General features: G+C 72.2%; 19 protein-coding genes. 18 read left to right on the top strand and 1 reads right to left on the bottom strand.

Annotated features, from left to right (window positions below):
• The first annotated feature begins 19 nt into the window (after window positions 1–19).
• From CLV30_RS10950 to CLV30_RS10885, 14 genes are all read left to right on the top strand, one after another.
• Complete coding sequence (locus tag CLV30_RS10950) at window positions 20–1,630, top strand: UDP-N-acetylmuramoyl-L-alanyl-D-glutamate--2,6-diaminopimelate ligase (RefSeq protein ID WP_205740595.1); 1,611 nt, start codon at window positions 20–22, stop codon at window positions 1,628–1,630.
• Window positions 1,627–3,078: a UDP-N-acetylmuramoyl-tripeptide--D-alanyl-D-alanine ligase gene (locus tag CLV30_RS10945; RefSeq protein WP_106537227.1), complete on the top strand. Its 1,452-nt coding sequence runs from the start codon at window positions 1,627–1,629 to the stop codon at window positions 3,076–3,078. Before CLV30_RS10950 ends, CLV30_RS10945 begins: the two co-directional genes overlap by 4 nt.
• Complete coding sequence (gene mraY / locus CLV30_RS10940) at window positions 3,075–4,136, top strand: phospho-N-acetylmuramoyl-pentapeptide-transferase (RefSeq protein ID WP_106537226.1); 1,062 nt, start codon at window positions 3,075–3,077, stop codon at window positions 4,134–4,136. Before CLV30_RS10945 ends, mraY begins: the two co-directional genes overlap by 4 nt.
• Window positions 4,133–5,596, top strand: coding sequence for a UDP-N-acetylmuramoyl-L-alanine--D-glutamate ligase (murD, locus tag CLV30_RS10935; RefSeq protein ID WP_240723205.1), 1,464 nt, complete (start codon window positions 4,133–4,135; stop codon window positions 5,594–5,596). Before mraY ends, murD begins: the two co-directional genes overlap by 4 nt.
• 28 nt (window positions 5,597–5,624) lie before the next feature.
• On the top strand, window positions 5,625–6,905 hold the full coding sequence (gene ftsW / locus CLV30_RS10930; RefSeq protein ID WP_165358511.1) for a putative lipid II flippase FtsW: 1,281 nt from the start codon (window positions 5,625–5,627) through the stop codon (window positions 6,903–6,905).
• Window positions 6,902–7,987, top strand: a complete 1,086-nt coding sequence (gene murG / locus CLV30_RS10925) for an undecaprenyldiphospho-muramoylpentapeptide beta-N-acetylglucosaminyltransferase (protein ID WP_106537224.1) — start codon at window positions 6,902–6,904, stop codon at window positions 7,985–7,987. The genes ftsW and murG overlap by 4 nt, the downstream gene beginning before the upstream one ends.
• A gap of 85 nt (window positions 7,988–8,072) precedes the next feature.
• Complete coding sequence (gene murC, locus CLV30_RS10920) at window positions 8,073–9,452, top strand: UDP-N-acetylmuramate--L-alanine ligase (protein ID WP_240723204.1); 1,380 nt, start codon at window positions 8,073–8,075, stop codon at window positions 9,450–9,452.
• A complete protein-coding gene (locus tag CLV30_RS10915; RefSeq protein ID WP_106537222.1) occupies window positions 9,449–10,189 on the top strand; it encodes a cell division protein FtsQ/DivIB in 741 nt (246 codons plus the stop codon). The genes murC and CLV30_RS10915 overlap by 4 nt, the downstream gene beginning before the upstream one ends.
• Before the next feature lie 56 nt (window positions 10,190–10,245).
• Complete coding sequence (locus CLV30_RS10910; protein WP_205740594.1) at window positions 10,246–10,755, top strand: DinB family protein; 510 nt, start codon at window positions 10,246–10,248, stop codon at window positions 10,753–10,755.
• A gap of 408 nt (window positions 10,756–11,163) precedes the next feature.
• Window positions 11,164–12,363, top strand: coding sequence for a cell division protein FtsZ (gene ftsZ / locus CLV30_RS10905; protein WP_106537221.1), 1,200 nt, complete (start codon window positions 11,164–11,166; stop codon window positions 12,361–12,363).
• Window positions 12,364–12,373: 10 nt separating this feature from the next.
• Window positions 12,374–13,096: a peptidoglycan editing factor PgeF gene (pgeF, locus tag CLV30_RS10900; protein WP_106537220.1), complete on the top strand. Its 723-nt coding sequence runs from the start codon at window positions 12,374–12,376 to the stop codon at window positions 13,094–13,096.
• A 126-nt stretch (window positions 13,097–13,222) separates the two neighbouring features.
• Window positions 13,223–13,756 (top strand): cell division protein SepF, encoded by a 534-nt coding sequence (locus CLV30_RS27840; protein ID WP_106537219.1) that lies wholly within the window; start codon window positions 13,223–13,225, stop codon window positions 13,754–13,756.
• 96 nt (window positions 13,757–13,852) lie between these two features.
• The gene (locus tag CLV30_RS10890) at window positions 13,853–14,140 is read left to right on the top strand and encodes a YggT family protein (RefSeq protein WP_106537218.1); all 288 of its coding nucleotides are present in this window, start codon (window positions 13,853–13,855) and stop codon (window positions 14,138–14,140) included.
• A 46-nt stretch (window positions 14,141–14,186) separates the two neighbouring features.
• Complete coding sequence (locus CLV30_RS10885) at window positions 14,187–15,107, top strand: DivIVA domain-containing protein (protein ID WP_106537217.1); 921 nt, start codon at window positions 14,187–14,189, stop codon at window positions 15,105–15,107.
• Window positions 15,108–15,256: 149 nt separating this feature from the next.
• Here the strand turns inward: CLV30_RS10885 and ileS are convergent, their stop codons facing one another.
• Window positions 15,257–18,502: an isoleucine--tRNA ligase gene (gene ileS / locus CLV30_RS10880; protein ID WP_106537216.1), complete on the bottom strand. Its 3,246-nt coding sequence runs from the start codon at window positions 18,500–18,502 to the stop codon at window positions 15,257–15,259.
• Between the two features lie 362 nt (window positions 18,503–18,864).
• Here ileS and CLV30_RS10875 point away from each other — a divergent pair, with 362 nt between their 5' ends.
• The 4 genes from CLV30_RS10875 to CLV30_RS26945 all read left to right on the top strand — a co-directional run bounded on the left by CLV30_RS10875 (window position 18,865) and on the right by CLV30_RS26945 (window position 22,176).
• Window positions 18,865–19,128, top strand: a complete 264-nt coding sequence (locus tag CLV30_RS10875; RefSeq protein ID WP_106537215.1) for a DUF167 domain-containing protein — start codon at window positions 18,865–18,867, stop codon at window positions 19,126–19,128.
• A 130-nt stretch (window positions 19,129–19,258) separates the two neighbouring features.
• Entirely contained in the window at window positions 19,259–19,690 is a 432-nt protein-coding gene (locus CLV30_RS10870) for a TraR/DksA family transcriptional regulator (protein ID WP_205740593.1), read from the top strand.
• 10 nt (window positions 19,691–19,700) lie between these two features.
• Window positions 19,701–20,624 (top strand): RluA family pseudouridine synthase, encoded by a 924-nt coding sequence (locus tag CLV30_RS10865; RefSeq protein ID WP_106537213.1) that lies wholly within the window; start codon window positions 19,701–19,703, stop codon window positions 20,622–20,624.
• Between the two features lie 541 nt (window positions 20,625–21,165).
• Entirely contained in the window at window positions 21,166–22,176 is a 1,011-nt protein-coding gene (locus CLV30_RS26945; RefSeq protein WP_205740592.1) for a chorismate mutase, read from the top strand.
• Window positions 22,177–22,227 lie beyond the last annotated feature (51 nt).

The raw sequence follows: 22,227 nt of genomic DNA, 5'->3' as shown, positions 1-22,227 counted from the left end.
CCGAGTAGATTGCTCTGTCGTGCCCGATCGTCCCGGACTCCGTCCCCGTCACGTCGCGCCGCGCCGGCTCGCCGAGGTCGTCGCCGCGGCGCGACTGCCCGTCCCCACGGGACTGCCCGAGGACGCCGGCGACGCCGTCGTCACCGGCGTGACGCACGACTCCCGCCAGGTGCGGCCCGGTGACCTGTACATGGCGCTGCCCGGCGCACAGACGCACGGAGCGCGGTTCACCGCCGCCGCGATCGGTGCCGGGGCGGCCGCCGTGATCACCGACCCCGCCGGCGCCGCGGACGCGGCCGGCGCCGGCGCGCAGGCCGGAGCGGTGCCCGTCGTGATCGTCGACGACCCACGTGCGCGCATGGGCGCGGTCGCCGCGCACGTCTACGGCCAGCCCGCCCGTGACCTGCTCGTGCTCGGCGTCACCGGGACGAACGGGAAGACGACCACCACCTATCTCGTGGAGGCGGCGCTGCGCGCGGCCGGGCACCGGACCGGTGTGATCGGCACGGTGGGCACCCGCATCGGCGGCGAACGCCTCGACAGCGTACGCACGACGCCCGAGGCCACCGACGTGCACGCGCTGCTGGCCCTGATGCGCGAGCAGGACGTCACCGCGTGCGCCATGGAGGTGTCCAGCCACGCCATGGCTTTCGGGCGGGTCGACGGCGTCGTGTTCGACGTGGTGGGGTTCACCAACCTCACCCAGGACCACCTGGACTTCCATCCGGACATCGAGGACTACTTCGAGGCCAAGGCGCGGCTGTTCACGCCCGAGCACGCCGAGCGGGGCGTGGTGGTTACCGACGACGAGTTCGGGCGGCGGCTCGCCGCCCGGCAGCTGATCCCGACGACGCGGATCGTTCAGGGGACGGCGGGGGTCGCGGACGAGGCGGTGGCCGCGCCGTCCCGGGACCGGCACGAGTCGGCGCCGGCGCAGCCGCACTGGACGCTCGACCGCCACGGCGCGCTCCCGGTGCTGGCGGGCCCGGACGGGCAGCGGCTCGGGCTGCGGGTGCCGATCCCGGGGGACTTCAACGTCACCAACGCCGCGCTGGCGGTGGTCATGGCGCTGACGGGAGGGGTGCGGCCGGAGGCCGCCGTCGAGGGGGTCGCGGGCTGTGACGGCGTGCCCGGCCGCATGGAGCCGGTGCAGGTCGAGGACCCGTCGGTGCCGCACGGGGTGGTCGATTTCGCGCACAGCCCCGATGCCGTCGACAATGTCCTGCGGTCACTGCCGCCGGCCGGACGGCTGATCGTCGTCGTCGGCGCCGGCGGTGACCGCGACCGTGACAAGCGGCCGCTCATGGGCGCCGCGGCGGCTCGTGGAGCCGACGTCGTGGTGGTCACCGACGACAACCCCCGCTCGGAGGACCCCGCGGTGGTCCGGGCTGCGGTGCTCGCGGGTGCGCGCGGCGCAGCGCACGCACGCGCCGGCGACATCGTCGAGGTCGGCGGGCGCCGCGAGGCGATCCGGGCGGCGGTGGCGGCGGCGGACGCGGGCGACGTGGTCGTCGTCCTCGGCAAAGGGCACGAACAAGGGCAGGAGATCGCAGGCGCCGTGCACCCATTCGATGATCGAGACGTGCTCCGTTCGGAGCTGCGCCGGCGGAGTGAGGTGAGCCGACGGTGATCGCGATGACGCTGGCCGAGCTCGCCGCGGCCACCGGCGGGACCCTGGACGCGGTGCCCGACCCGGGGCGGCAGGTGACCGGTCCGGTCGTGGTCGACTCGCGCGAGGTGGAGCCCGGGGGCGTGTTCGTGGCCCGCGCCGGCGAGGAGCGTGACGGGCACGACTACGCCGCCACGGCCGTCGAGGCCGGCGCCGTCGCGGTGCTGGCGAGCCGCCCGGTCGGCGTGTCGGCGGTGCTCGTCGACGACACCGAGCGCGCGTTCGGCGCACTCGCCCGGGCGGTGGTCGACCGGCTGAAGGCCGGCCGGGGCGACGACGCGACCCAGGGGCTCGCCGTCGTCGGGGTGACCGGCTCGTCCGGCAAGACCACCACCAAGGACCTGCTGGCACAGGTCCTCGAGCCGCGGGGTCCGCTGGTGGCGCCGCCCGGCTCCTACAACACCGAGGTCGGCGTGCCGCTGACCGTGCTGCGCGCCGACGACACCACGCGCACGCTCGTCGTCGAGATGGGCGCGCGCGGCGTCGGGCACATCGACTACCTGTGCGGCATCGCCGCGCCGGACATCGGCGTCGTGCTCAACGTCGGCAGCGCGCACCTGGGCGAGTTCGGCGACCGGGAGACGATCGCCCGGGCCAAGTCCGAGCTCGTCACCGCGCTGCCCGCGCAGGGCACCGCCGTGCTGAATGCCGACGACCAGGTGGTGCGCCGGATGGCCGACGCGACGCTCGCCCGGGTGCTCATGGTGGGCGAGTCGGTGCACGCCGACATCCGCGCCGAGGACGTCCGGCTGGGCCCCTCCGGGTGCGCCTCGTTCACGCTGGTCACGCCGGAGGGCAGCGCCGAGACGACGCTGCGGCTGGTCGGCGAGCACCAGGTGAGCAACGCGCTGGCGGTGGCCGGCGTCGCGCATGCGCTCGGCACGCCCGCGAGCGAGATCGCCGCGCGGCTGGGACGCGCGCAGGCGCGGTCGCGCTGGCGCATGGAGGTCACCGAGCGGCCCGACGGCGTGACCGTCGTCAACGACGCGTACAACGCGAACCCGGAGTCGATGCGGGCCGCGTTGAAGACGCTGGCCACCATGGCGCCCCGGGCGGATGCCGAGGCGGGGCGCACCTGGGCCGTCGTCGGCGAGATGCTCGAGCTGGGCGACTCGTCGGCTGCCGAGCACGACGCCATCGGCCGCCTCGCCGTCCGGTTGAACGTGTCCCGGCTGGTGGCTGTCGGAAAGGGCGCGCGAGCCGTGCACCAGGGCGCGTCGCTGGAGGGGTCCTGGGACGGCGAGTCGGTGGCGGTGCCCGACGCGGACGCCGCGTACGAGCTGCTCGAGCGTGAGCTGCGCGCCGGCGACGTGGTGCTGCTGAAGTCCTCACGGGACGCGGGACTGCGTCATCTCGGCGACCGGCTGGCCACCGGCCGAGGCGGTGCCGACGCGGGAGGCGCCTCGTGATCTCGATCCTCACCGCCGGGGTCGTCGGGCTCGTCGCCTCGATCCTCGGCACGCCGCTGGCGATCCGGCTGCTGGTCAAACGCGGTTACGGGCAGTTGATCCGCGACGACGGCCCCACCAGTCACCACACCAAGCGCGGGACGCCCACCATGGGCGGCGCGGTGATCATCGTCGCGGCGGTGCTCGGCTACCTGGTGGCGCACCTCGTCCGGCTGTCCATGCCCAGCGTGTCCGGCGCGCTGGTGCTGTTCCTGGTGGTCGGGCTGGGCGTGGTGGGCTTCCTGGACGACTACATCAAGATCTCCAAACAGCGCAGCCTCGGCCTGCGCAGCCGGGCGAAGATGTCCGGCCAGGTGGCGATCGCCGTGATCTTCGCGGTGCTGGCCATCCGTTTCCCGGACGGGCAGGGCTACACCCCCGCGTCGCAGGCGCTGTCGGTGCTGCGGGACACGCCGTGGGTGCTGCCGGCGGTCGTGTTCGTTCTGTGGGCGCTGTTCATGATCTCCGGGTTCTCCAACGCGGTGAACCTGACCGACGGGCTGGACGGGCTGGCCACCGGCGCCGCGGTGATGGTGTTCGGCGCGTACACGCTCATCGGCGTGTGGCAGCTGAACCAGAGCTGTGGCGTGGCGCCCGGGCCGAGCTGTTACGAGGTACGCGACCCGCTGGACCTCGCGGTCGTGTCGGCGGCGCTGGTGGGTGCGTGTTTCGGGTTCCTGTGGTGGAACGCGTCCCCGGCGAAGATCTTCATGGGCGACACCGGCTCGCTCGCCCTCGGCGGCGCGCTGGCCGGCCTGGCCATCACCACCCGCACCGAGCTGCTGCTGGTGCTGCTCGGCGGGCTGTTCGTGCTGATCACGCTGTCGGTGATGCTGCAGGTGGGCTGGTTCAAACTGTCCGGCGGCAAACGGCTGTTCCGGATGGCGCCGTTGCAGCACCACTTCGAGCTCAAGGGCTGGGCCGAGGTGACCATCGTCATCCGGTTCTGGATCATCGCCGGGATGTTCGTCGTCCTCGGCCTCGGAGTCTTCTACGCCGAGTGGGTGGCCGGATCGTGACCGGGGCAGTGCCGTGGCTCGACCGTGCCGACCGGTCCAGCCCGTGGCCGCAGGTGTCGGCCGTCGTCGCCGGGCTCGGCGTGTCCGGATACGCGGCCGCCGACGCGCTCATGCAGCTCGGCGCCCGGGTGACGGTCGTGGACGAGCGCGACGGCGACGCCGAGCGCGAGCGCGGCACGATCCTGTCGATGCTCGACGTCGACGTGCGCCTCGGAGCGGGGTCGACGGCGGCGCTGCCGGCCGGCACCGACCTCGTCGTCACCTCGCCCGGCTGGCGCCCGGACGCGCCGTTGCTGCGTGCCGCCGCGGACGCGGGCGTGCCGGTGTGGGGCGAGGTGGAGCTGGCCTGGCGGCTGCGTGACCCGGCGACGCCGTGGCTGGTGCTGACCGGCACCAACGGCAAGACCACGACGGTGCGGATGCTCGCGGCCATGCTGCGCGCGGCCGGCCTGCGCACGGCGGCCGCGGGCAACGTCGGCGACCCGATCGTGGGCACCGTGCTCGACCCGGCCGGGCACGACGTCGTCGCGGTGGAGCTGTCGAGCTACCAGCTGCACTGGACGCGGACCATGGCCGCGCACTCGGCCGCCGTGCTGAACATCGCACCGGACCACCTCGACTGGCACGGCTCGGTGCAGGCGTACGAAGCCGACAAGGCCCGCATCTTCACCGGTGTGCAGCACGCCTGCGTCTACAACGCCGCCGACCCCGCGACCGAGCGGATGGTCCGCGACGCCGACGTGACCGAGGGCGCCCGCGCCGTCGGCTTCACGCTCGGCGTGCCCGACGTGGGCATGGTGGGCGTCGTCGAGGACGTGCTGGTCGACCGGGCGTTCGTCGCCGAGCGGCAGACGTCGGCCGCGGAGCTGGCGTCGGTGTCCGACGTGTACCCGCAGGCGCCGCACAACGTGGCCAACGCGCTCGCGGCGGCCGCGCTGGCACGCTCGGCCGGTGTCGCGCAGAGCGCGGTCCGCGACGGGCTGCGGGCGTTCGAGCCCGACCCGCACCGGATCGCGGCCGTGGCGACCATCGCCGGGGTCGACTACGTCGACGACTCCAAAGCGACGAACCCGCACGCGGCGGCGGCGTCCCTGCTGGCCTACGAGCCGGTGGTGTGGGTCGCCGGCGGCCTGGCCAAGGGCGCCGAGTTCGACGAGCTCGTCGGCCAGGTCCGCGACCGGCTGCGCGGCGTCGTGCTGATCGGCGCCGACCAGGCACGCATCGCGGAGTCGCTGGCGCGACACGCACCGGATGTCCCGGTGATAGCGATGTCCGGCATCGACAATCAACCTGTGGACGAGACCATGGCGAACGTCGTCGACGCCGCGGCCGGGATGGCCGAGGCGGGCGACACCGTCCTGCTGGCTCCCGCGTGCGCGTCCATGGACATGTTCACCGACTACTCCGCGCGGGGAGAGGCCTTCGCCGCGGCGGTGCGACGCCGCCGGCGCGACGCTTAGGGGTCCGGCGATGCGACGAGTCAGCGCAGTGACCAGCCGCGCCGACCGCGCGGCCGACGACACCGGCACCGACGGGGCGGCCGCGCGGTCGGCGGTGACCGCGGCCCGTGACGCCGTGGCGCGGCTGCTGCGCCGGCCGACGGCGTCGTACTACCTGGTGCTGGGCTCGGCGGGGATGCTGCTGCTGCTCGGCCTGGTCATGGTGTTCTCCTCGTCCAGCATCATCTCGCGGATGCAGTTCGGCTACTCGTACTACTTCTTCGCGCGCCAGCTCGCGTGGGTGCTGGTCGCGCTGCCCATCGCGTGGGCGGCGTCGCGGATACCGCTGCGGTTCATCCGCCGGCTCGGCCTGCCGATGGTGATCGTCGCCGTGGTGCTGCTGGCGATGACGTTCGTCCCGGGGCTGGGGGTCAGCCGTGGCGGCAACCGCAACTGGCTCGACTTCGGCGGGCCGTTCCTACTGCAGCCGTCCGAGCCGGCCAAGTTCGCCCTCATCATCTGGGGCGCCCAGGTCTTCGCGCTCAAGGGGAAGCTGCTGCGGCAGTGGAAGCACCTGATGATCCCGTTCGTGCCGGTGTCTGCGGCGGTCGTCGCGCTGACCATCGGACAGCACGACCTGGGCACGGCCCTGGTCCTGATGGCGATCGTGCTGACGCTGCTGTGGGTCGTGGGCGTCCCGACGTGGCTGTTCACGCTGGCGCTGGGTGGCGTCGCGCTGGTCGGCACGTACTTCGTCACCGCCTCGGCCAACCGGATGTCGCGGGTGTCCGGCTTCCTCGACCCGTTCTCCGACTTCTCCGGAACCGGGTACCAGGCGGCGAACTCGATCTACGCGTTCGCCACCGGCGGCTGGTGGGGGACCGGCCTGGGCGCCAGCCAGCAGAAGTGGGGCCAGCTGCCCGAGGCGCACACCGACTTCATCTTCTCGATCCTCGGCGAGGAGCTCGGCCTGCCCGGCGCGCTGATCGTGCTGATGCTGTTCTTCACGCTCGGCTACGCCGGCATCCGGATCGCGATGCGCACCCACGACACGTTCACCAGGCTGGCCGCGGCCGGCATCACCGGCTGGCTGATCGTGCAGGCGGTCATCAACCTCGGCAGCGTGCTCGCGGTCTTCCCGGTGGTCGGCGTACCGTTGCCGCTCGTGTCCTACGGCGGTGCCTCCGTGGTGGTGGCCATCGTCGCGGTCGGCGTGCTGATGACGCTGGCCAAGGAGGAGCCCGGCGCGCGCGAGGCGCTCGCCGCCCGGAAACGTGCGCGCCGCGAGCGGCGGCAACGACGCAGACTTCGAGGGAGGACCACCGGGTGAGGGTGGTATTGGCCGGCGGCGGAACCGCCGGGCACGTGGAGCCCGCGCTCGCGACGGCCGACGCGGTGCTGCGTGCCGAGCCGGACGCCGAGGTCACGATGCTCGGCACCGAACGCGGCCTCGAGATGCGGCTGGTGCCCGAGCGTGGGTACGAGCTCGCGCTGATCCCGCCGGTGCCGCTGCCGCGGCGGCCCACGCCGGACCTGCTGCGGCTGCCGGCGCGGGTGCGCGCCGCCGTCCGCGACACCGCGGCGGTGCTGCGCGAACACCGCGCCGAGGCGCTGGTCGGCTTCGGCGGCTACGTCTCCATGCCCGCCTACCTGGCGGCGCGCCGCCTCGGCACCCCCATCGTCGTGCACGAGGCCAACGCCAAGCCGGGCCTGGCCAACCGCATCGGCGCACGTTTCACCGAGCACGTCGCCACCGCGGCCGCCGACATCTCGCTGCCGCACGCCCGGCACATCGGCATCCCGCTGCGCCGCTCCGTGGCCATCCTCGACCGGGCCGCCGCCCGCGACGAGGCGTGCTCGTTCTTCGGTCTCGACCCGCGGCGGCGCACCGTGTTCGCCTTCGGCGGCAGCCAGGGCGCCCGCCGCATCAACGAGGCCGTCCACGGCGCGCTCGACGACCTGCTCGGCCGTGGCGTCCAGGTGCTGCACGCCGTCGGTGCCGCGAACGCCGGCGCCTACCGCGGCCGCGAGGGCTACGTCCCGGTGCCCTACGTCGACCGGATGGACCTCGCCTATGCGGCCGCCGACCTCGCGATCTGCCGCGCCGGGGCCATCACCTGTGCGGAGCTGGCCGCGGTGGGGCTGCCGGCGATCTATGTGCCGCTGCCGCACGGCAACGGCGAGCAGCGGTTCAACGCCGAGCCGACGGTGGCGGCCGGCGGCGGGATTCTCGTCCCCGACGCGTCGTTGACACCGTCCTGGCTGGCAAGCGAGGCCGGTGCGCTGGTCGACGACACGGACCGGATGCGGGAAATGGCGGCCGCAGCCGCTACTCTCGGTCGTCGCGACGCCGACGACCAGCTGGTCGAGATGGTCCGGCGCGCCATGGGCACGAGCAGCGTCGGAGGGTGAAACAGTGATCGTCTCGCCACCGGAGCGGATCGTCGCGGCCGATAAGCTGGGCCGGGTCCACTTCGTCGGTGTCGGGGGAGCGGGGATGAGCGGTATCGCTCGCATCCTGCTGGCCAGGGGAATCGCGGTGTCGGGAAGCGACGCCAAGGAGTCCGGCGTGCTGGCGGCGCTGCGGGCGCTGGGCGCGCAGGTGCACGTGGGCCACGAAGCGGCGAACCTCGGCGACGCCGAGACCGTCGTGGTGTCCACCGCGATCCGCGACACGAACGCCGAGGTCGTGGAGGCGCGGCGGCGCGGCCTGCACGTGCTGCCGCGCGCCTCCGCGCTGGCGGCGGTGATGTTCGACCGCAGGCCGGTGGCCATTGCGGGGACGCACGGCAAGACCACCACCACCTCCATGCTCACGGTCGCGTTGCAGCACTGCGGCGCGGACCCGTCGTTCGCCATCGGCGGCAACCTGAACGAGTCGGGGGCCAACGCCCACAACGGCAGCGGCGAGTTCTTCGTCGCCGAGGCCGACGAGAGTGACGCCTCGTTCCTCGCCTACGACCCGGAGGTCGCGGTCGTCACCAACGTCGAGGCCGACCACCTGGACAACTACGGCACCGAGTCGGCCTACATCCAGGCCTTCGACGCGTTCGCCGACCGGGTGAGCGGGTTCCTGGTGGTGTGCGCCGACGACCCCGGAGCGCGTGCCCTGGGTGAACGCGCCGCCAAACGCGGCGTCACCGTGCACACGTACGGTGAGACCGTCGACGCGGACGTGCGGCTGAGCGGGCTCGACCTGTCCTGGCCGCCGTCGCCGGCCGACGACCCCGCCGGGGGCGGCTCCGGCGCGTCGTTCGAGCTGGTCGCTCGCGGGCGCAGGCAGGGCCGGGTCGAGCTGCAGGTGCCCGGGCGGCACAACGCCCTGAACGCGACCGCGGCGTTCACCGTCGGGCTGGGGCTCGGGTTCCCGAGCGGTGAGCTGCGTGACGGCCTGGCCGGATTCAGCGGCACGCGGCGCCGGTTCGAGCTCAAGGGGATCGCGCGGGGGGTGCGCGTCTACGACGACTACGCGCACCACCCCACCGAGGTCGCGGCGACGCTGGCCGCGGCGCGGTCGGTGGCCGGCAGCGGGCGCGTCGTCGTGGTGTTCCAGCCGCACCTGTTCAGCCGGACCCGGATCTTCGCCGAACAGTTCGGCGCGGCGCTCGGCGCGGCGGACGAGGTCGTCGTCATGGACGTCTACGCCGCCCGCGAGGACCCCGAACCCGGCGTCACCGGCGCGCTGGTGGCCGCCGCGGTGCCGTTGCCGCCGTCGCAGGTGGCCTTCGAGCCCTCGTGGTCGGCGGCTCCGGAGCTGGCGGCGTCGCGGGCCGACACCGGTGACGTCGTGCTCACCGTCGGCGCCGGTGACGTCACGCTCGTCGGGCCGGAGGTGCTGGAGTTGATCGAGAACCCGGAGGGCGGACAGCGGCCATGAGCGTCGCGGCGCGGTCCAGCGGATCCCGGGACTTCGCCGCCCGGGTGCGGCGGCAACGGCTGCGGCGGGTGCTGACCGGGCTGATCGTGCTGGCCGGAGCCGTGCTCGTCGGCCTGGCGGCCTGGCTGGTCGGCTGGTCCGATGCGCTGGCCGTCCGCGACGTCTCGGTCGAGGGCGTGAGCGAGGATCGCCGGGCGGACGTGATCGAGACCGCGCAGGTGCCCGTCGGGTCACCGCTGGCCCGCGTGGACACCGGCGCCATCGAGGACCGGGTCGCCGCGTTGCCCGAGGCGGCCGCGGTGGACGTCGGCCGCTCCTGGCCGAACACGCTCACCATCGAGGTGACGCCGCGGGAGCCGCTGGCGGCGGTGCGGTCGGGCGAGGTCTGGTACGCCGTGGACGAGTCCGGCGTGTTGTTCGGCGAGTCCAGCCGGCGTCCCGAGGGGGTCCCCGTGCTGGAGGCACCGACGGACGACGACGAGGCGCTGGTGCGCGCTGCCGGGGTGGCGATGGTCACCGGGCTGCCCAGTGCCGTGCGCGACCGCGTCGAGAGCGTGCGCGCCGACTCCGAGGCCGACATCCGGCTGACCCTCGCCAGTGGCGCCACCGTCGAGATGGGCACCGCCGAACGGATCGACCGCAAGGCCGAGGTGCTGCTGGCGCTGATCGAGAAACAGGAGGAGACGCCGTCGGTGTACGACGTCTCGGCGCCCGAGCACCCGGCCGTCACCCCGTGACCCGGTGGCACGACGAGGGTGGAGTCGTGGCCGGAGAGGTGGCAGACTCGCCGCCCGTGACATCCGCGCCGCCCGCACGCCAGGACGTCGGCTTCGACCTGGACGCCCGTACCGAACTGGAGCACTTTCTCGACTTCCACCGGGCCACCGTGCACCACAAGCTCGCCGGACTGGCCGACGACGACGCGTGGCGCCGGTTCGTCCCGTCGCTGACCACGGCCGCCGGCGTCGTCAAGCACCTGACCTGCGTGGAGCAGTACTGGTTCCGCACCGTCCTCGCCGGCACGTCCGGGCCGCCGCTGCCGTGGACGCACGACCCCGACGCGGACATGGCCCGCGGCGATGGCGAGACGGTGGAGTCACTGCTGGCCGGTTACGCCGCCGAGTGCGACCGCTCGCGCGAGGTGGCCGCGGGCCTGGCGCTGACGGACCGTTCCGTGCTGGCGCGGCACGGGGAGCACCCCACGCTGCGCTGGGTGCTGATGCACATGGTCGAGGAGACGAGCCGGCACAACGGTCACCTCGACATCGTCCGCGAGCTGACCGACGGCGCCGTCGGCGAGTGAGCCGCCCGAGGGCGCCCCGTCGGCCGCGTCCTGCGCGCTGGGCTCACGTTGATCGTGGAGCTCTTGGTCCGAGAAGCAGACAATCCAGGCGCTGGACCCCCAGAACTCCACGATCAACCGCGGCGTGGTGTGGCGTTTCGGGTGGGCGGTCCCGCCGGTCCGCAGTGGCGGGACGGGGGATATCGTGAGCGGCGCGCTGGCGCCCCGGGCCGTCGTTGTCGACCGGAGTCCGGCAGTCGCGCAGGTGCGCCGTGCTCGTACTTCGTCCGATGTCGAAAGTGCGACGGTTCGGCGTGTCTGCGTCGTCGCCTCGGTCGCCGCGCTTAGCGTTTGAACATCTTCAGGTTGACATAACTATAAACCTCAACTTGAGGGTGAGAGTTGAACTCGAACGAGAGGCGATGTGACGTGACTGCCCCGCAGAACTACCTAGCGGTGATCAAGGTCGTCGGCATCGGCGGCGGCGGCGTCAACGCGGTCAACCGCATGATCGAAGTCGGACTCAAAGGCGTCGAGTTCATCGCGATCAACACGGATGCCCAGGCACTGTTGATGAGCGACGCGGACGTCAAGCTCGACGTCGGCCGCGACGCCACGCGGGGCCTGGGGGCCGGTGCGAACCCGGACGTGGGCCGCACCGCCGCCGAAGACCACGCGGAAGAGATCGAGGAGGTCCTGAAAGGGGCCGACATGGTCTTCGTCACCGCCGGCGAGGGCGGCGGCACCGGCACCGGCGGGGCACCCGTGGTCGCGCGGATCGCCCGCTCGCTCGGTGCTCTCACCATCGGCGTCGTGACCCGGCCGTTCATGTTCGAGGGGCGTCGGCGCGCGATGCAGGCCGAGGCCGGCATCGAGGCGCTGCGCGAAGAGGTCGACACCCTCATCGTCATCCCCAACGACCGGCTGCTGTCCATCAGCGACCGCCAGGTCAGCGTGCTCGACGCGTTCAAGAGCGCCGACCAGGTGCTGCTGTCCGGTGTCCAGGGCATCACCGACCTGATCACCACCCCCGGACTGATCAACCTCGACTTCGCCGACGTCAAGTCGGTCATGAGCAACGCCGGGTCGGCGCTGATGGGCATAGGTTCCGCGCGAGGGGAGGATCGCGCCGTCGCGGCCGCCGAGATGGCGATATCGTCGCCGTTGCTCGAGGCGTCCATCGACGGCGCCCACGGCGTCCTGTTGTCCGTGTCCGGCGGGTCCGACCTCGGCCTTTTCGAGATCAACGAGGCCGCCAACCTGGTGGCGCAGGCGGCGCACGACGAGGCGAACATCATCTTCGGCGCGGTCATCGACGACGCTCTCGGTGACGAGGTCCGGGTGACGGTCATCGCCGCCGGTTTCGACGGCGGCCTGCCGACCCGCCGCGACCTCGGATCCGTCCGCAAGGCCGAGGGCGGCCCGGCTGCGGCCGGCGCCATCGGGTCCGTCGGCACGGCGGGGGAGTCCGGTGAGGCCCCCGAGTCCGCCGACACGCCGGGCGAGGCGGCCCCGGCCGGTGACGGGGCAGGCGATGCGCCCGCCCCGCCGTCCCCGCCGCGGGAACAGCGCCGCATCGTGCCGTCGGGTCCGGGTGACGAACTCGATGTACCCGACTTCCTGAAGTAGCGTCGACAGCGTGCTCAGGCACGAACTCGACCTGGGGCCGGTGCGGTTCGCGTTCACCGATCGCCTCGGTGGCGTCAGCGCCCCACCGTACGACGAGCTGAACCTGGGCGGTCACGTCGGCGACGATCCCCGGGCCGTCCGCGAGAACCGTCGCCTGCTGACCGCTGCCGCAGGGCTCGGCGTGGACGACGTGTCGTACATGAACCAGGTGCACGGCGCGGACGTTGCCGTCGTGGACGGCCCGTGGCCGGACGAGGCTCCGGCCGTCGACGCCATGGTGACCACCGTCCCGGGGCGGGCGCTGGCCGTTCTGGTGGCCGACTGTGTCCCGGTGCTGCTCGCGGACCCGGACGCCGGCGTGGCCGCCGTGGCGCATGCGGGCCGGCAGGGCCTGGCCGCCGGGGTGGTGCCCGCCGTCGTGCGGGCCATGCGCGAGTGCGGGGCGCGCAAGCTCGTCGCCAGGATCGGTCCGGCCGTGTGCGGCCGCTGTTACGAGGTTCCCGAGCAGTTGCGCGACGAGGTCGCCGCCGAGGTCCCCGAGGCGTGGTCGCAGACCCGGGACGCGACGCCGGCGTTGGATCTGCCGGCCGGCGTGCTCGCGCAACTGCGTGCGACCGGTGCCGACGTCGCGGACGTCGGCACGTGCACCGTCGAGGACGCACGCTCGTTCTCGTACCGCCGCGACGGGGTCACCGGTCGGCTTGCCGGACTCGCATGGGTTTGTCAGGTGTGACGGGTGTGGCTGCTGCGACACACGGGCGTGTCGCAGCAGGAAAATGCCTGGTTCGGTTCAGCGGCGGGTCTAGTGTCTGAAGGCAACAGGGGACCGTCCACCACTAGTGCGGAGGATACATAGAGCATGGCCGGCGCAATGCGCAAGGTTGCGGTCTACCTCGGCCTCGTGGAGGACCGAGACCGCTTCGAAGACTATGACGACGAGTACGAGATCGACGACGACGGCTACGCCGAGGGGTTCGAGGACGATGCGCGAGACGAAGTCGAGGAGTTCGAGCCTCGACAGCCCGAACGCCGGGAGCGCGAGCAGACGGCCACGGTGGCGTCGTTGGACGCGCGGCGCCCGGTGAGTGCCGTGCGCCGCCAGGCCGCCAACCGCGAGGCGCGGATCACCACGCTGCATCCGCGCACGTACAACGACGCGCGCAAGCTCGGCGAGCATTTCCGCGACGGCATCCCCGTCATCATGAATCTCTCCGAGATGGACGATGTCGACGCCAAGCGGCTCGTCGACTTCGCCGCCGGCCTGATCTTCGGCCTGCACGGGAGCATCGACAGGATCACCGCGAAGGTGTTCTTGCTCACGCCGGCGGACGTGCAGGTGACCGCTCAGGACAAGGAACGCATCGCAGGTGGCGCGTTCTTCAACCAGAGCTGACGCGTGTCATGCTGACCGAGTTGTCGTCCCCGTCGAGGGCGGCGCGCCGGAGCCGATGTCGGCACCAGCGCACGTCGTCAGGTAGGTTCAGGTGTTGTGTCGGTTGTAAGTCAGGTCCTGTCCGCGGCGCTGTGGCTGTTCTTCATCGCCCTGCTGATCCGGCTCGTAGCCGACTGGATCCAGGTCTTCGCTCGAGAGTGGCAGCCGAAAGGGCTGCTGCTGGTCGTTCTGGAGGCCATGTACACGGTGACCGACCCCCCATTGCGGGCGATCCGCCGCGTCATTCCGCCGCTGCGGATCGGATCGATCGCCCTTGACCTGGCGTTCATCGTGCTGATCATTCTGGTCCAAATCGCACTTGCGATTGTCGGATCCCTAGGATGACGCGGTACGGTGACATTCTGCCAATGCTCACATCCGAGGTGACGCTATGCCACTGACGCCCGAGGACGTCCAGAACAAGGAGTTCACGACGGTCCGCCTGCGCGAGGGTTACGACATGCAGGAGGTCGACGAGTTCCTGGACGAGGTCGAGGCCGAGCTCGCGCGTATGCAGCGCGAGAACGACGAGCTGCGCGACAAGCTCGGCGCCGTGACTCGCGGCGGCGGCGTTGCCGCCTCTGCCGAGCCGGGGCAGGCTCAGCGCCAGCCCGAGGCTCCCTCGTCGCCTCAGGCTCCGCCGTCGGCCTCGACCCCGGCAGCCAGCACGTCCGGCACAGGCGCCGCGGCCCAGGGGTCCGGTGGCCAGCCGAGCGATGCGGCCGCCAAGGTGCTCGCGCTCGCGCAGAAGACCGCTGACGAGCTCGTCGCCGACGCCAAGTCCGAGGCCGACCGTCTGATGAGCGAGGCGAAGTCCCGCTCGGAGAAGCTCGACTCGGAGACCAAGGCGAAGGCCGCGAAGATCGAACAGGACGCGCGTCAGCGTGCCGAGTCGATCGAGCAAGAGGTCCAGCAGCGCCGCACGCAAGTGTTCGGCAAGCTCGAGTCCGACCGCGCCGACCTCGAGCGTGAGCTCGAGACGCTGCGGGCCTTCGAGCGCGAGTACCGCAGCAGGCTCAAGTCGTACCTGGAGCGTGAGCTGCGCAAGCTCGAGACCGGTGGGGTCGACGAAGCCGAGACCGGCGACGCCGGCACGGGTCAGCTACCCGCCGAGCCCGCAGGAAGCGGAGGTCAGGCGGGCACCGACACACAGTCGGGTGGCGGTGGCCAGGCCGCTGCGGCCGCGTCGGGTGGCCAGGCGACCCAGTCCGGCGGGCAGAACACCGGCGGGCAAGGCTCCGGCAACTCGGCGGCGCAGCAGTCCGGCTCGTTGCGGTCGGTGGCCAGCCTCCTCGACGACGAGCAGCACTGACACGGTCTGTCGCCCGAAGCGGCGTCAGCCGCCCAACGCGGCCCGGACAGCGGCACGGGGGCGTCCTCACGACACCCCCGTGCCCACGGGCGGCGTTGGGAATGATCACGTTCCGCATGTAATTCCATACATGCCATCTGACAACATGATCATTCTCCGGCAGCGGGGGTGAGGCGGCGGACGCGGAAGGTCAGTCCGAGGTCGGCGTCCGTGCGGTCGGTCTCGTCCGGCAGGGCGTCCAGCGATTCGTGTACGGCGGCCGCGAGGACCTCGTCGGCCAGCAGCTCACAGTGCTCGCGCAGCGCCGCCGCCATCGGCTCGTCGGCCTCCCAGGCGATCTCGATCCGGTCGGTGACGTCGAACCCGGACGCCTTGCGGGCATCCTGGACCAGGCGCACGGCCTCCCGGACCAGCCCCGCACGCACGAGCGCGTCCGTCAGGGTCAGGTCCAGCGCCACCGTCTCACCCTCACGGGCCACCGCCCAGCCCTCACGCGGCGTCTCGGTGATGACGACGTCGTCGGGCTCGAGCTCGACCGCGCCGAGACCGTCGACCTCGATCGAACTCGATCCGCGGGTGTTCAGCGCCGCGGCGAGCTCCTCAGCGTCAGCGGCGGCGACGGCGGCGGCGACCGTGGGCGTGTCCTTGGCGAAGCGCTTGCCGAGGGACCGGAAGTTCGCCTTCGCGGCGACGTCCACCAGCCGCTCCTCGCCGGCTCCGCTCTCGGCCACGGACATGACCTCGACCACGTTCAGCTCGTCGGCCAGTTCGGTGCGCAGCTCGCCGCGCAGCGACTCCCAGCCGCGGGCGCCGACCAGGGCCCGGGCCAGCGGCTGCCGGGTGCGTACCTTCGACTCGGCGCGGGCGGCACGCCCCAGCTCGACCAGACGGCGCGTCAGCGCGACCTCGGTGGCGAGGCGGTCGTCGACCAGCGAAGGGTCCGCGGCCGGCCACGACGCCATGTGCACCGACTGCGCGGCGTCCGGGGTGACCGGGACGATCAGGTCCTGCCAGATCCGCTCGGTGACGAACGGCACCAGCGGCGCCATCAGCCGGGTGAGCGTCTCGACGCACTCGTGCAGCGTCGCCAACGCCGCCGGGTCGCCGTCCCAGAACCGCCGTCGGGACCGGCGCACGTACCAGTTGGACAGGTCGTCGACGAACGCGGTGAGCCGGGCGCCGGCCTGCTGCGTGTCGAACTGGTCGAGCGCACCGTCGACGTCGCCGACCAGCCGGTGCAGCTCCGAGAGCGCCCAGCGGTCGAGCACCGGGCGCTCAGTCACCGGTGGCGCGGGCGTCGCCGGTGTCCATCCGGCGGTGCGCCCGTACAGCGACAGGAACGACGCGGTGTTCCAGTAGGTCAGCAGCACCTTGCGCACGACCTCGGACAACGTCGCGTCGCCGACCCTGCGGGCCAGCCACGGCGACCCGCTGGCCAGCATGAACCACCGCACCGCGTCGGCGCCGTGTGCGTCCATCAGCGGGATCGGCTCGATGATGTTGCCCAGGTGCTTGCTCATCCGGCGCCCGTCCTCGGCGAGGATCAGGCCGAGGCACACGACGTTCTCGTACGACGACCGGTCGAACACCAGCGTCCCGATGGCCATCAGCGTGTAGAACCAGCCGCGGGTCTGGTCCAGCGCCTCGCAGATGTACTGCGCCGGGTACGCCCGCTGGAACGCCTCGACACTGCCGGGGGCGTGCGGGTATCCCCACTGGGCGAACGGCATCGCGCCGGAGTCGTACCACACGTCGATGACGTAGGGTTCGCGCCGGAACGTGCCGGCGACGCCCGGCAGCGTGAACGTGACGTCGTCGACGTAGGGCCGGTGCGGGTCGAGCTCGGACAGGTCCTGTCCGGCCAGCTCGCCCAGCTCTGCCAGCGAACCCACGCACACGAGGTGCGACGGGTCCTCGTCGTTGCGCCAGATCGGCAGCGGCGTGCCCCAGTACCGGTTGCGTGACAGCGCCCAGTCGACGTTGCCGCGCAGCCACTCGCCGTAGCGACCCCACTTGACGGTCTCGGGGAACCAGTTCGTCTTCTCGTTCTCGCGCAGCAGCGCGTCCTTGATCCGGGTGGTGCGGATGTACCAGGACGGCTGCGCGTAGTACATCAGCGGCGTGTGGCAGCGCCAGCAGTGCGGGTAGTCGTGCTCGTACGGCGCATGGCGGAACAGCCGGCCGCGCTCGTCGAGGTCGCGGACGAGGTCGGCGTCGGCGTGCTTGAAGAACTGCCCTCCCACCAGCGCGACGTCGTCGGCGAAGGTGCCGTCGGCGCGGACCGGGTTGACCACCGGCAGTCCGTAGCGCTTGCAGACCCGCAGGTCGTCGGCGCCGAACGCCGGCGCCTGGTGGACGAGACCGGTGCCGTCCTCGGTCGTGACGTACTCGTCGACGACGACGATGTTCGCCTGCTGCTCGCCGGCTGGCAGCTCGACCAGCTCGAAGGGCCGCTGGTAGGACCAGTGTTCCATCTCGCCGCCGCGGAAGCGGCTGGTGACCGTCCAGCCCTCACCCAGCACGGCGTCGAACAGGGGCTCGGCGACGACGAGGGTCTCGGCGCCGCCGTCCGAAGCAGCACCCTCCTCCGATGCAGCCGGAAGGTCCCTGGTGGCCACCACGTAGGTGACGTCGGGGTGCACGGCCACGGCGGTGTTGGACACCAGCGTCCACGGCGTCGTCGTCCACACCAGCAGCGCCGCCTGCCCGGCCAGCGGGCCGGACGTCAGTGGCAGTCGCACGTACACGGACGGGTCGACGACGGTCTCGTAGCCCTGCGCGAGCTCGTGCGAGGACAGCCCGGTGCCGCAGCGCGGGCAGTACGGCGCCACCCGGTGGTCCTCGACCAGGAGGTCGTTGTCGAAGATCTGCTTCAGCGACCACCAGACGCTCTGCACGTACGAGGAGTCCATGGTCCGGTACGCCTGCGGCATGTCGACCCAGTGGCCCATCCGCGTGGTCAGCTCTTCGAACGCGTCGACGTGGCGCAGCACCGACTCACGGCACCGGGCGTTGAACTCCGCGACCCCGTAGGCCTCGATGTCGTCCTTGCCGTTGAAGCCGAGCTCCTTCTCGACGGTGATCTCGACCGGCAGGCCGTGGCAGTCCCACCCGGCGATGCGCGGGACGTGGTACCCCTTCATCGTCCGGTAGCGGGGGAAGACGTCCTTGAACACCCGCGACTCGATGTGGTGCGTGCCGGGCATCCCGTTGGCCGTCGGCGGGCCTTCGTAGAACGTCCACTGCGGGTTGCCCTCGCTGCTCTTCAGCGTCCGGGCGAACACGTCGTTGTCCCGCCAGAAGGCGAGGACGTCGTGTTCCATGGCCGGCAGGTCGACCTGGGCCGGTAGCGGCCGGTAGGTGCCCTGTGGCGTCTGCGCCGCGGTGTCGTCCATCTCTGGTGTCCTCCGTCGTGTGTCCCGGAACCGGCAACGGCGCTGCCGGACACGGTCGTGCTCGACGGAGGGACGGGTGGGGCCCGCGGTACCACCCTCCTTGACCACGCCGGTGGAACCCGCGTGGTCCGCTTCGTTCACTGCGGCCGGGTCTAGTCGGCCCGCCGTGGCGGTGCCTTTCTTCCGGCGGCTCCGGGGTGATCTTCACTCGTGCTCGTGTCACCGGGCTCACACCGTCCCCGGCTCGCTGTGACCGTCACACGGGCTACTCGTCCCATCGACGCCTGCTCGCAGACGACCAGTGTACGCACGACCGGCAGGAGCGGTCGCCCGGATTTCCGCGACCGTGTCAAGCTGGGGCGATGCGCGTGACGATCAGGGTCAAGCCGGGGTCCGCCCGTCCGCGGGTCGGCGGGCGCTACGGTGAGGCCCTGGTGGTCGCGGTCTCGCCGCGGGCTGTCGACGGCCAGGCGACGCGGGCGGCGCTGGATGCGCTGGCCGGCGCCGTGGGCTGCCGCCGCCGTGAAGTGATCTTGCTCACCGGGTCGAACAGCCGAACGAAGATCGTCCAGGTCCCCGACGTGTACTCGGCCCGTGTGACGGAATTGATGGAGCCCGGAGATTGAAGCGCGCAGCCGCACGATCTATCCTCACGGCACCTGGCTCTTTAGTAGGGCGGAGCCGGCCGGAACAGGGGGATTGAGCACCATGGCGAAACGGGCGACGGGGCAGACAGCGGAGACGAAGGTGGACACAGTGGCTGATGACGAGCGGCCGGAAGCCACGGAGGCTGTCGCGTCCGCGTTGGTCGTGCGCGAGGACGAGGATCCCTGGACGGCTGACGAACTGACCGAGGTCCAGCAGGTGCTCGCCACCGAGTCCGGCCGGCTGCGCGAAGAGATCGAGGAGGCCGAGGCGGACATCGCCGACCTGCTGCGCAGCGGCGACACCGGAGGCGAGGACCAGGCCGACACCGGATCGAAGACGTTCGAACGCGAGCACGAGATGTCGCTGGCGGCGAGCCATCGCGAGATGCTCACCCAGACCGAGCGGGCGCTGACGCGTATCGAGAACGGCACGTACGGCGTCTGCGAGAGCTGCGGCAACCCGATCGGCAAGGCGCGGTTGCAGGCCTTCCCACGGGCCACCCTGTGCATGACGTGCAAGCAGCAGCAGGAGCGGCGTTGACGCCGCGCGCATGACCGACCATCGCAGCATGCCCGTCCCGGACGGGCTCGACGGCGAACGGCTGGACGCTGCGTTGTCTCGGCTGTTCGGCTTGTCGCGAACACGGGCGGCGTCGCTCGTCGCCGACGGGCAGGTGGCCCTCGACGGCGAGGTCGCGGTGAAGTCCGCCCGCGTGCACGGCGGCTCGTGGCTCGACGTCGACATGCCGGCGGCGCCCGCGCCGGTGACGGTCGTCCCCGAGCGGGTCGAGGGGATGCGGGTGATCCACGACGACTCGGACGTCGTCGTGGTCGACAAACCCGTGGGCGTGGCGGCGCACCCGAGCCCCGGCTGGCAGGGGCCGACGGTCGTCGGCGGCCTCGCCGGCGCCGGGTTCACGGTGACCACCAGCGGCGCCGCGGAGCGTCAGGGCATCGTGCACCGGCTGGACGTGGGGACCAGCGGCGTGATGGTGGTGGCGAAGTCGGAGCGGGCGTACACGTCGTTGAAGCGCCAGTTCAAGCAGCGCACGGTCGACAAGGTGTACCACGCGCTGGTCCAGGGGCACCCCGATCCGTCCCGCGGAACCATCGACGCGCCCATCGACCGGCACCCCACGCACGACTATCGGTGGGCCGTCGTCTCCGGCGGCAAGCCCAGCGTGACCCACTACGAGACGCTCGAGGCGTTCCCGGCCGCGAGCCTGCTCGAGGTCCACCTCGAGACCGGGCGGACGCATCAGATCCGGGTGCACATGGCGGCGGTGCACCACCCGTGCGTGGGCGACCTGACCTACGGGGCCGACCCCTCGCTGGCCGAGCGGCTGGGCGTCACCCGGCAGTGGTTGCACGCCTGCCGTCTCGGTTTCGAGCACCCGGACACGGGAGAGTGGGTCGAGTACGACGCCGCGTACCCCGACGACCTGCAGGTCGCGCTCGACCGCCTCGCCGCGTGAGTCTGCTGCCACCGGCCCTCAGGCTTCGGCTACGGGCTTCGGGCTTCGTCCGTTGGTCGTGAGCCTGCGGTGCGTCACCTGATCGTCGTTTGTGCACCTGATCGCTGCGGCGAGCGTGATCAGGTGACGTCTCCGGGTCGGGGAGCCACGCTTCTGTCACCTGATCATGTCCGGGAAGCGGACACCGAATGATCAGGTGACGGTTCGCGGCCGCAGGGCGCCGATCTGTCACCTGATCACCGGGTGTCCGCATCGTGGAGACGATCAGGTGACCTCCGGGGCCGTGCCGTCTCGGTATGCGGGCGGTTCTGTCCGGACAATGGACCCGGCGGTGGGCGTTCGGCTAGCATGAGCGCATGCGCTGCTATCACGTCTTTACCGAGCCGGCCCGGGTGGCCGGCCGCGGTCGGACGTAGCACCGCGGATTCCACACCCGAGTCGGCACCCAAGGCCTTCAGGCGTCTCGCCTGGGGCCTTTCGTCATTCACGGCGACGCGCGGCCGGCTCGCTGCGGGCGGCTGCGCCGGAACAGGAGCCATCAGTGACCGCACCCGCCTCGCGCGCCACCGAGCCGTCCCCGCACGGACGAGGAAAGGCCCGGCTGGTCCTCGCCGACGGCGTGACCGTCGGCGGACCGCGCGTCCCGATCGTCGCCCCGCCCGGAACCGGCGCGGACGCCGTCTACGTGGACGCCGCCTATGTGGACCCCGCCTACGTGGACGCTGCCACGGGCTCCACTGCCGGCATCGACATGGACGGCGCCACGAACGTCACCGGCCCGGGCGTACTGGTCGATCTCACGGCGGAGCCGGACGGCGGATCCGCTCGCTACACGGCCGCGTCGCACTCGGGTGCCTCCGTCGTGGTGGTGGCCGACGACGCCGCCGGCCCGGACCGGGAGCCGGCCAGGGAGTCCGTGGACGCCCCGCAGCGGCACACAGCTGCCGCGGCGCGTGACGCGGCGGTCGTGCTCCGGCTGCGCCGCGACAGCGCGCCCGGTGACGTGGCCGAAGCTGCCCGGCGAGCAGGGGCGGACGCCGTCCTGGTCGATGCCGATGACCTGCCGGCCCTGGAACAGGCCCGGCGTCACGGCGTGCCGGTGCTCGCCGACGTCGACACCGCGTCCGTGGCGGCGCAGGCGGCCGTGGCCGTCGTCGGCGGGGCGGACGGGCTGTGGCTGTCCGGTCCGGTGACGGCCGGCGACGTGGGGCAGGCGCGCGAGGCCGCGACCCGGCTGGCGCCCCTCGTGCGCCAGGCGGTGCCGGATTCGGTGCCGGGGTGCCGGGAGGCGCTCGACGGGGTGGACGCGGCGCTGGCGACGCTGCTGGAGCACCGGGTGGCGTTGGCGGGGCGTATCCAGCAGCTCAAGCCCGTCGGCGGGTACGCGGGCCGCGACGCCGACCGGGAAGCGGCGATCGTGCGGGCGATGGCGGGCCGGGCGCCGTCACTGGGCGCCGCTCGGCTGGCCGGCATCGTCGACGCGGTGATCGCCGCCGGGCTGGACGTGGCCGAGGCCCGAGACGACGGAACGCCGCCGGTGTGGCGGGGATGACCGGCCACCGAACCGGCGATCACACGCGACACATCCGTCACTTTCGTCACA

The organism is Haloactinopolyspora alba, from assembly GCF_003014555.1.
In the GTDB taxonomy this organism is placed as follows: Bacteria; Actinomycetota; Actinomycetes; order Jiangellales; family Jiangellaceae; genus Haloactinopolyspora; species Haloactinopolyspora alba.
Note: the sequence above shows the minus strand (reverse complement) of the source record. Positions and strands in the feature narration are given on the sequence as shown.

Coding starts and splice junctions, on each gene's coding strand:
- murC (WP_240723204.1), top strand. CDS start 8,073: ATGAGCGGTATCGCTCGCATCCTGCTGGCCAGGGGAATCGCGGTGTCG.
- CLV30_RS27840 (WP_106537219.1), top strand. CDS start 13,223: ATGGCCGGCGCAATGCGCAAGGTTGCGGTCTACCTCGGCCTCGTGGAG.
- CLV30_RS10875 (WP_106537215.1), top strand. CDS start 18,865: ATGCGCGTGACGATCAGGGTCAAGCCGGGGTCCGCCCGTCCGCGGGTC.
- CLV30_RS10915 (WP_106537222.1), top strand. CDS start 9,449: ATGAGCGTCGCGGCGCGGTCCAGCGGATCCCGGGACTTCGCCGCCCGG.
- ileS (WP_106537216.1), bottom strand. CDS start 18,502: ATGGACGACACCGCGGCGCAGACGCCACAGGGCACCTACCGGCCGCTA.
- CLV30_RS10865 (WP_106537213.1), top strand. CDS start 19,701: ATGACCGACCATCGCAGCATGCCCGTCCCGGACGGGCTCGACGGCGAA.
- CLV30_RS10885 (WP_106537217.1), top strand. CDS start 14,187: ATGCCACTGACGCCCGAGGACGTCCAGAACAAGGAGTTCACGACGGTC.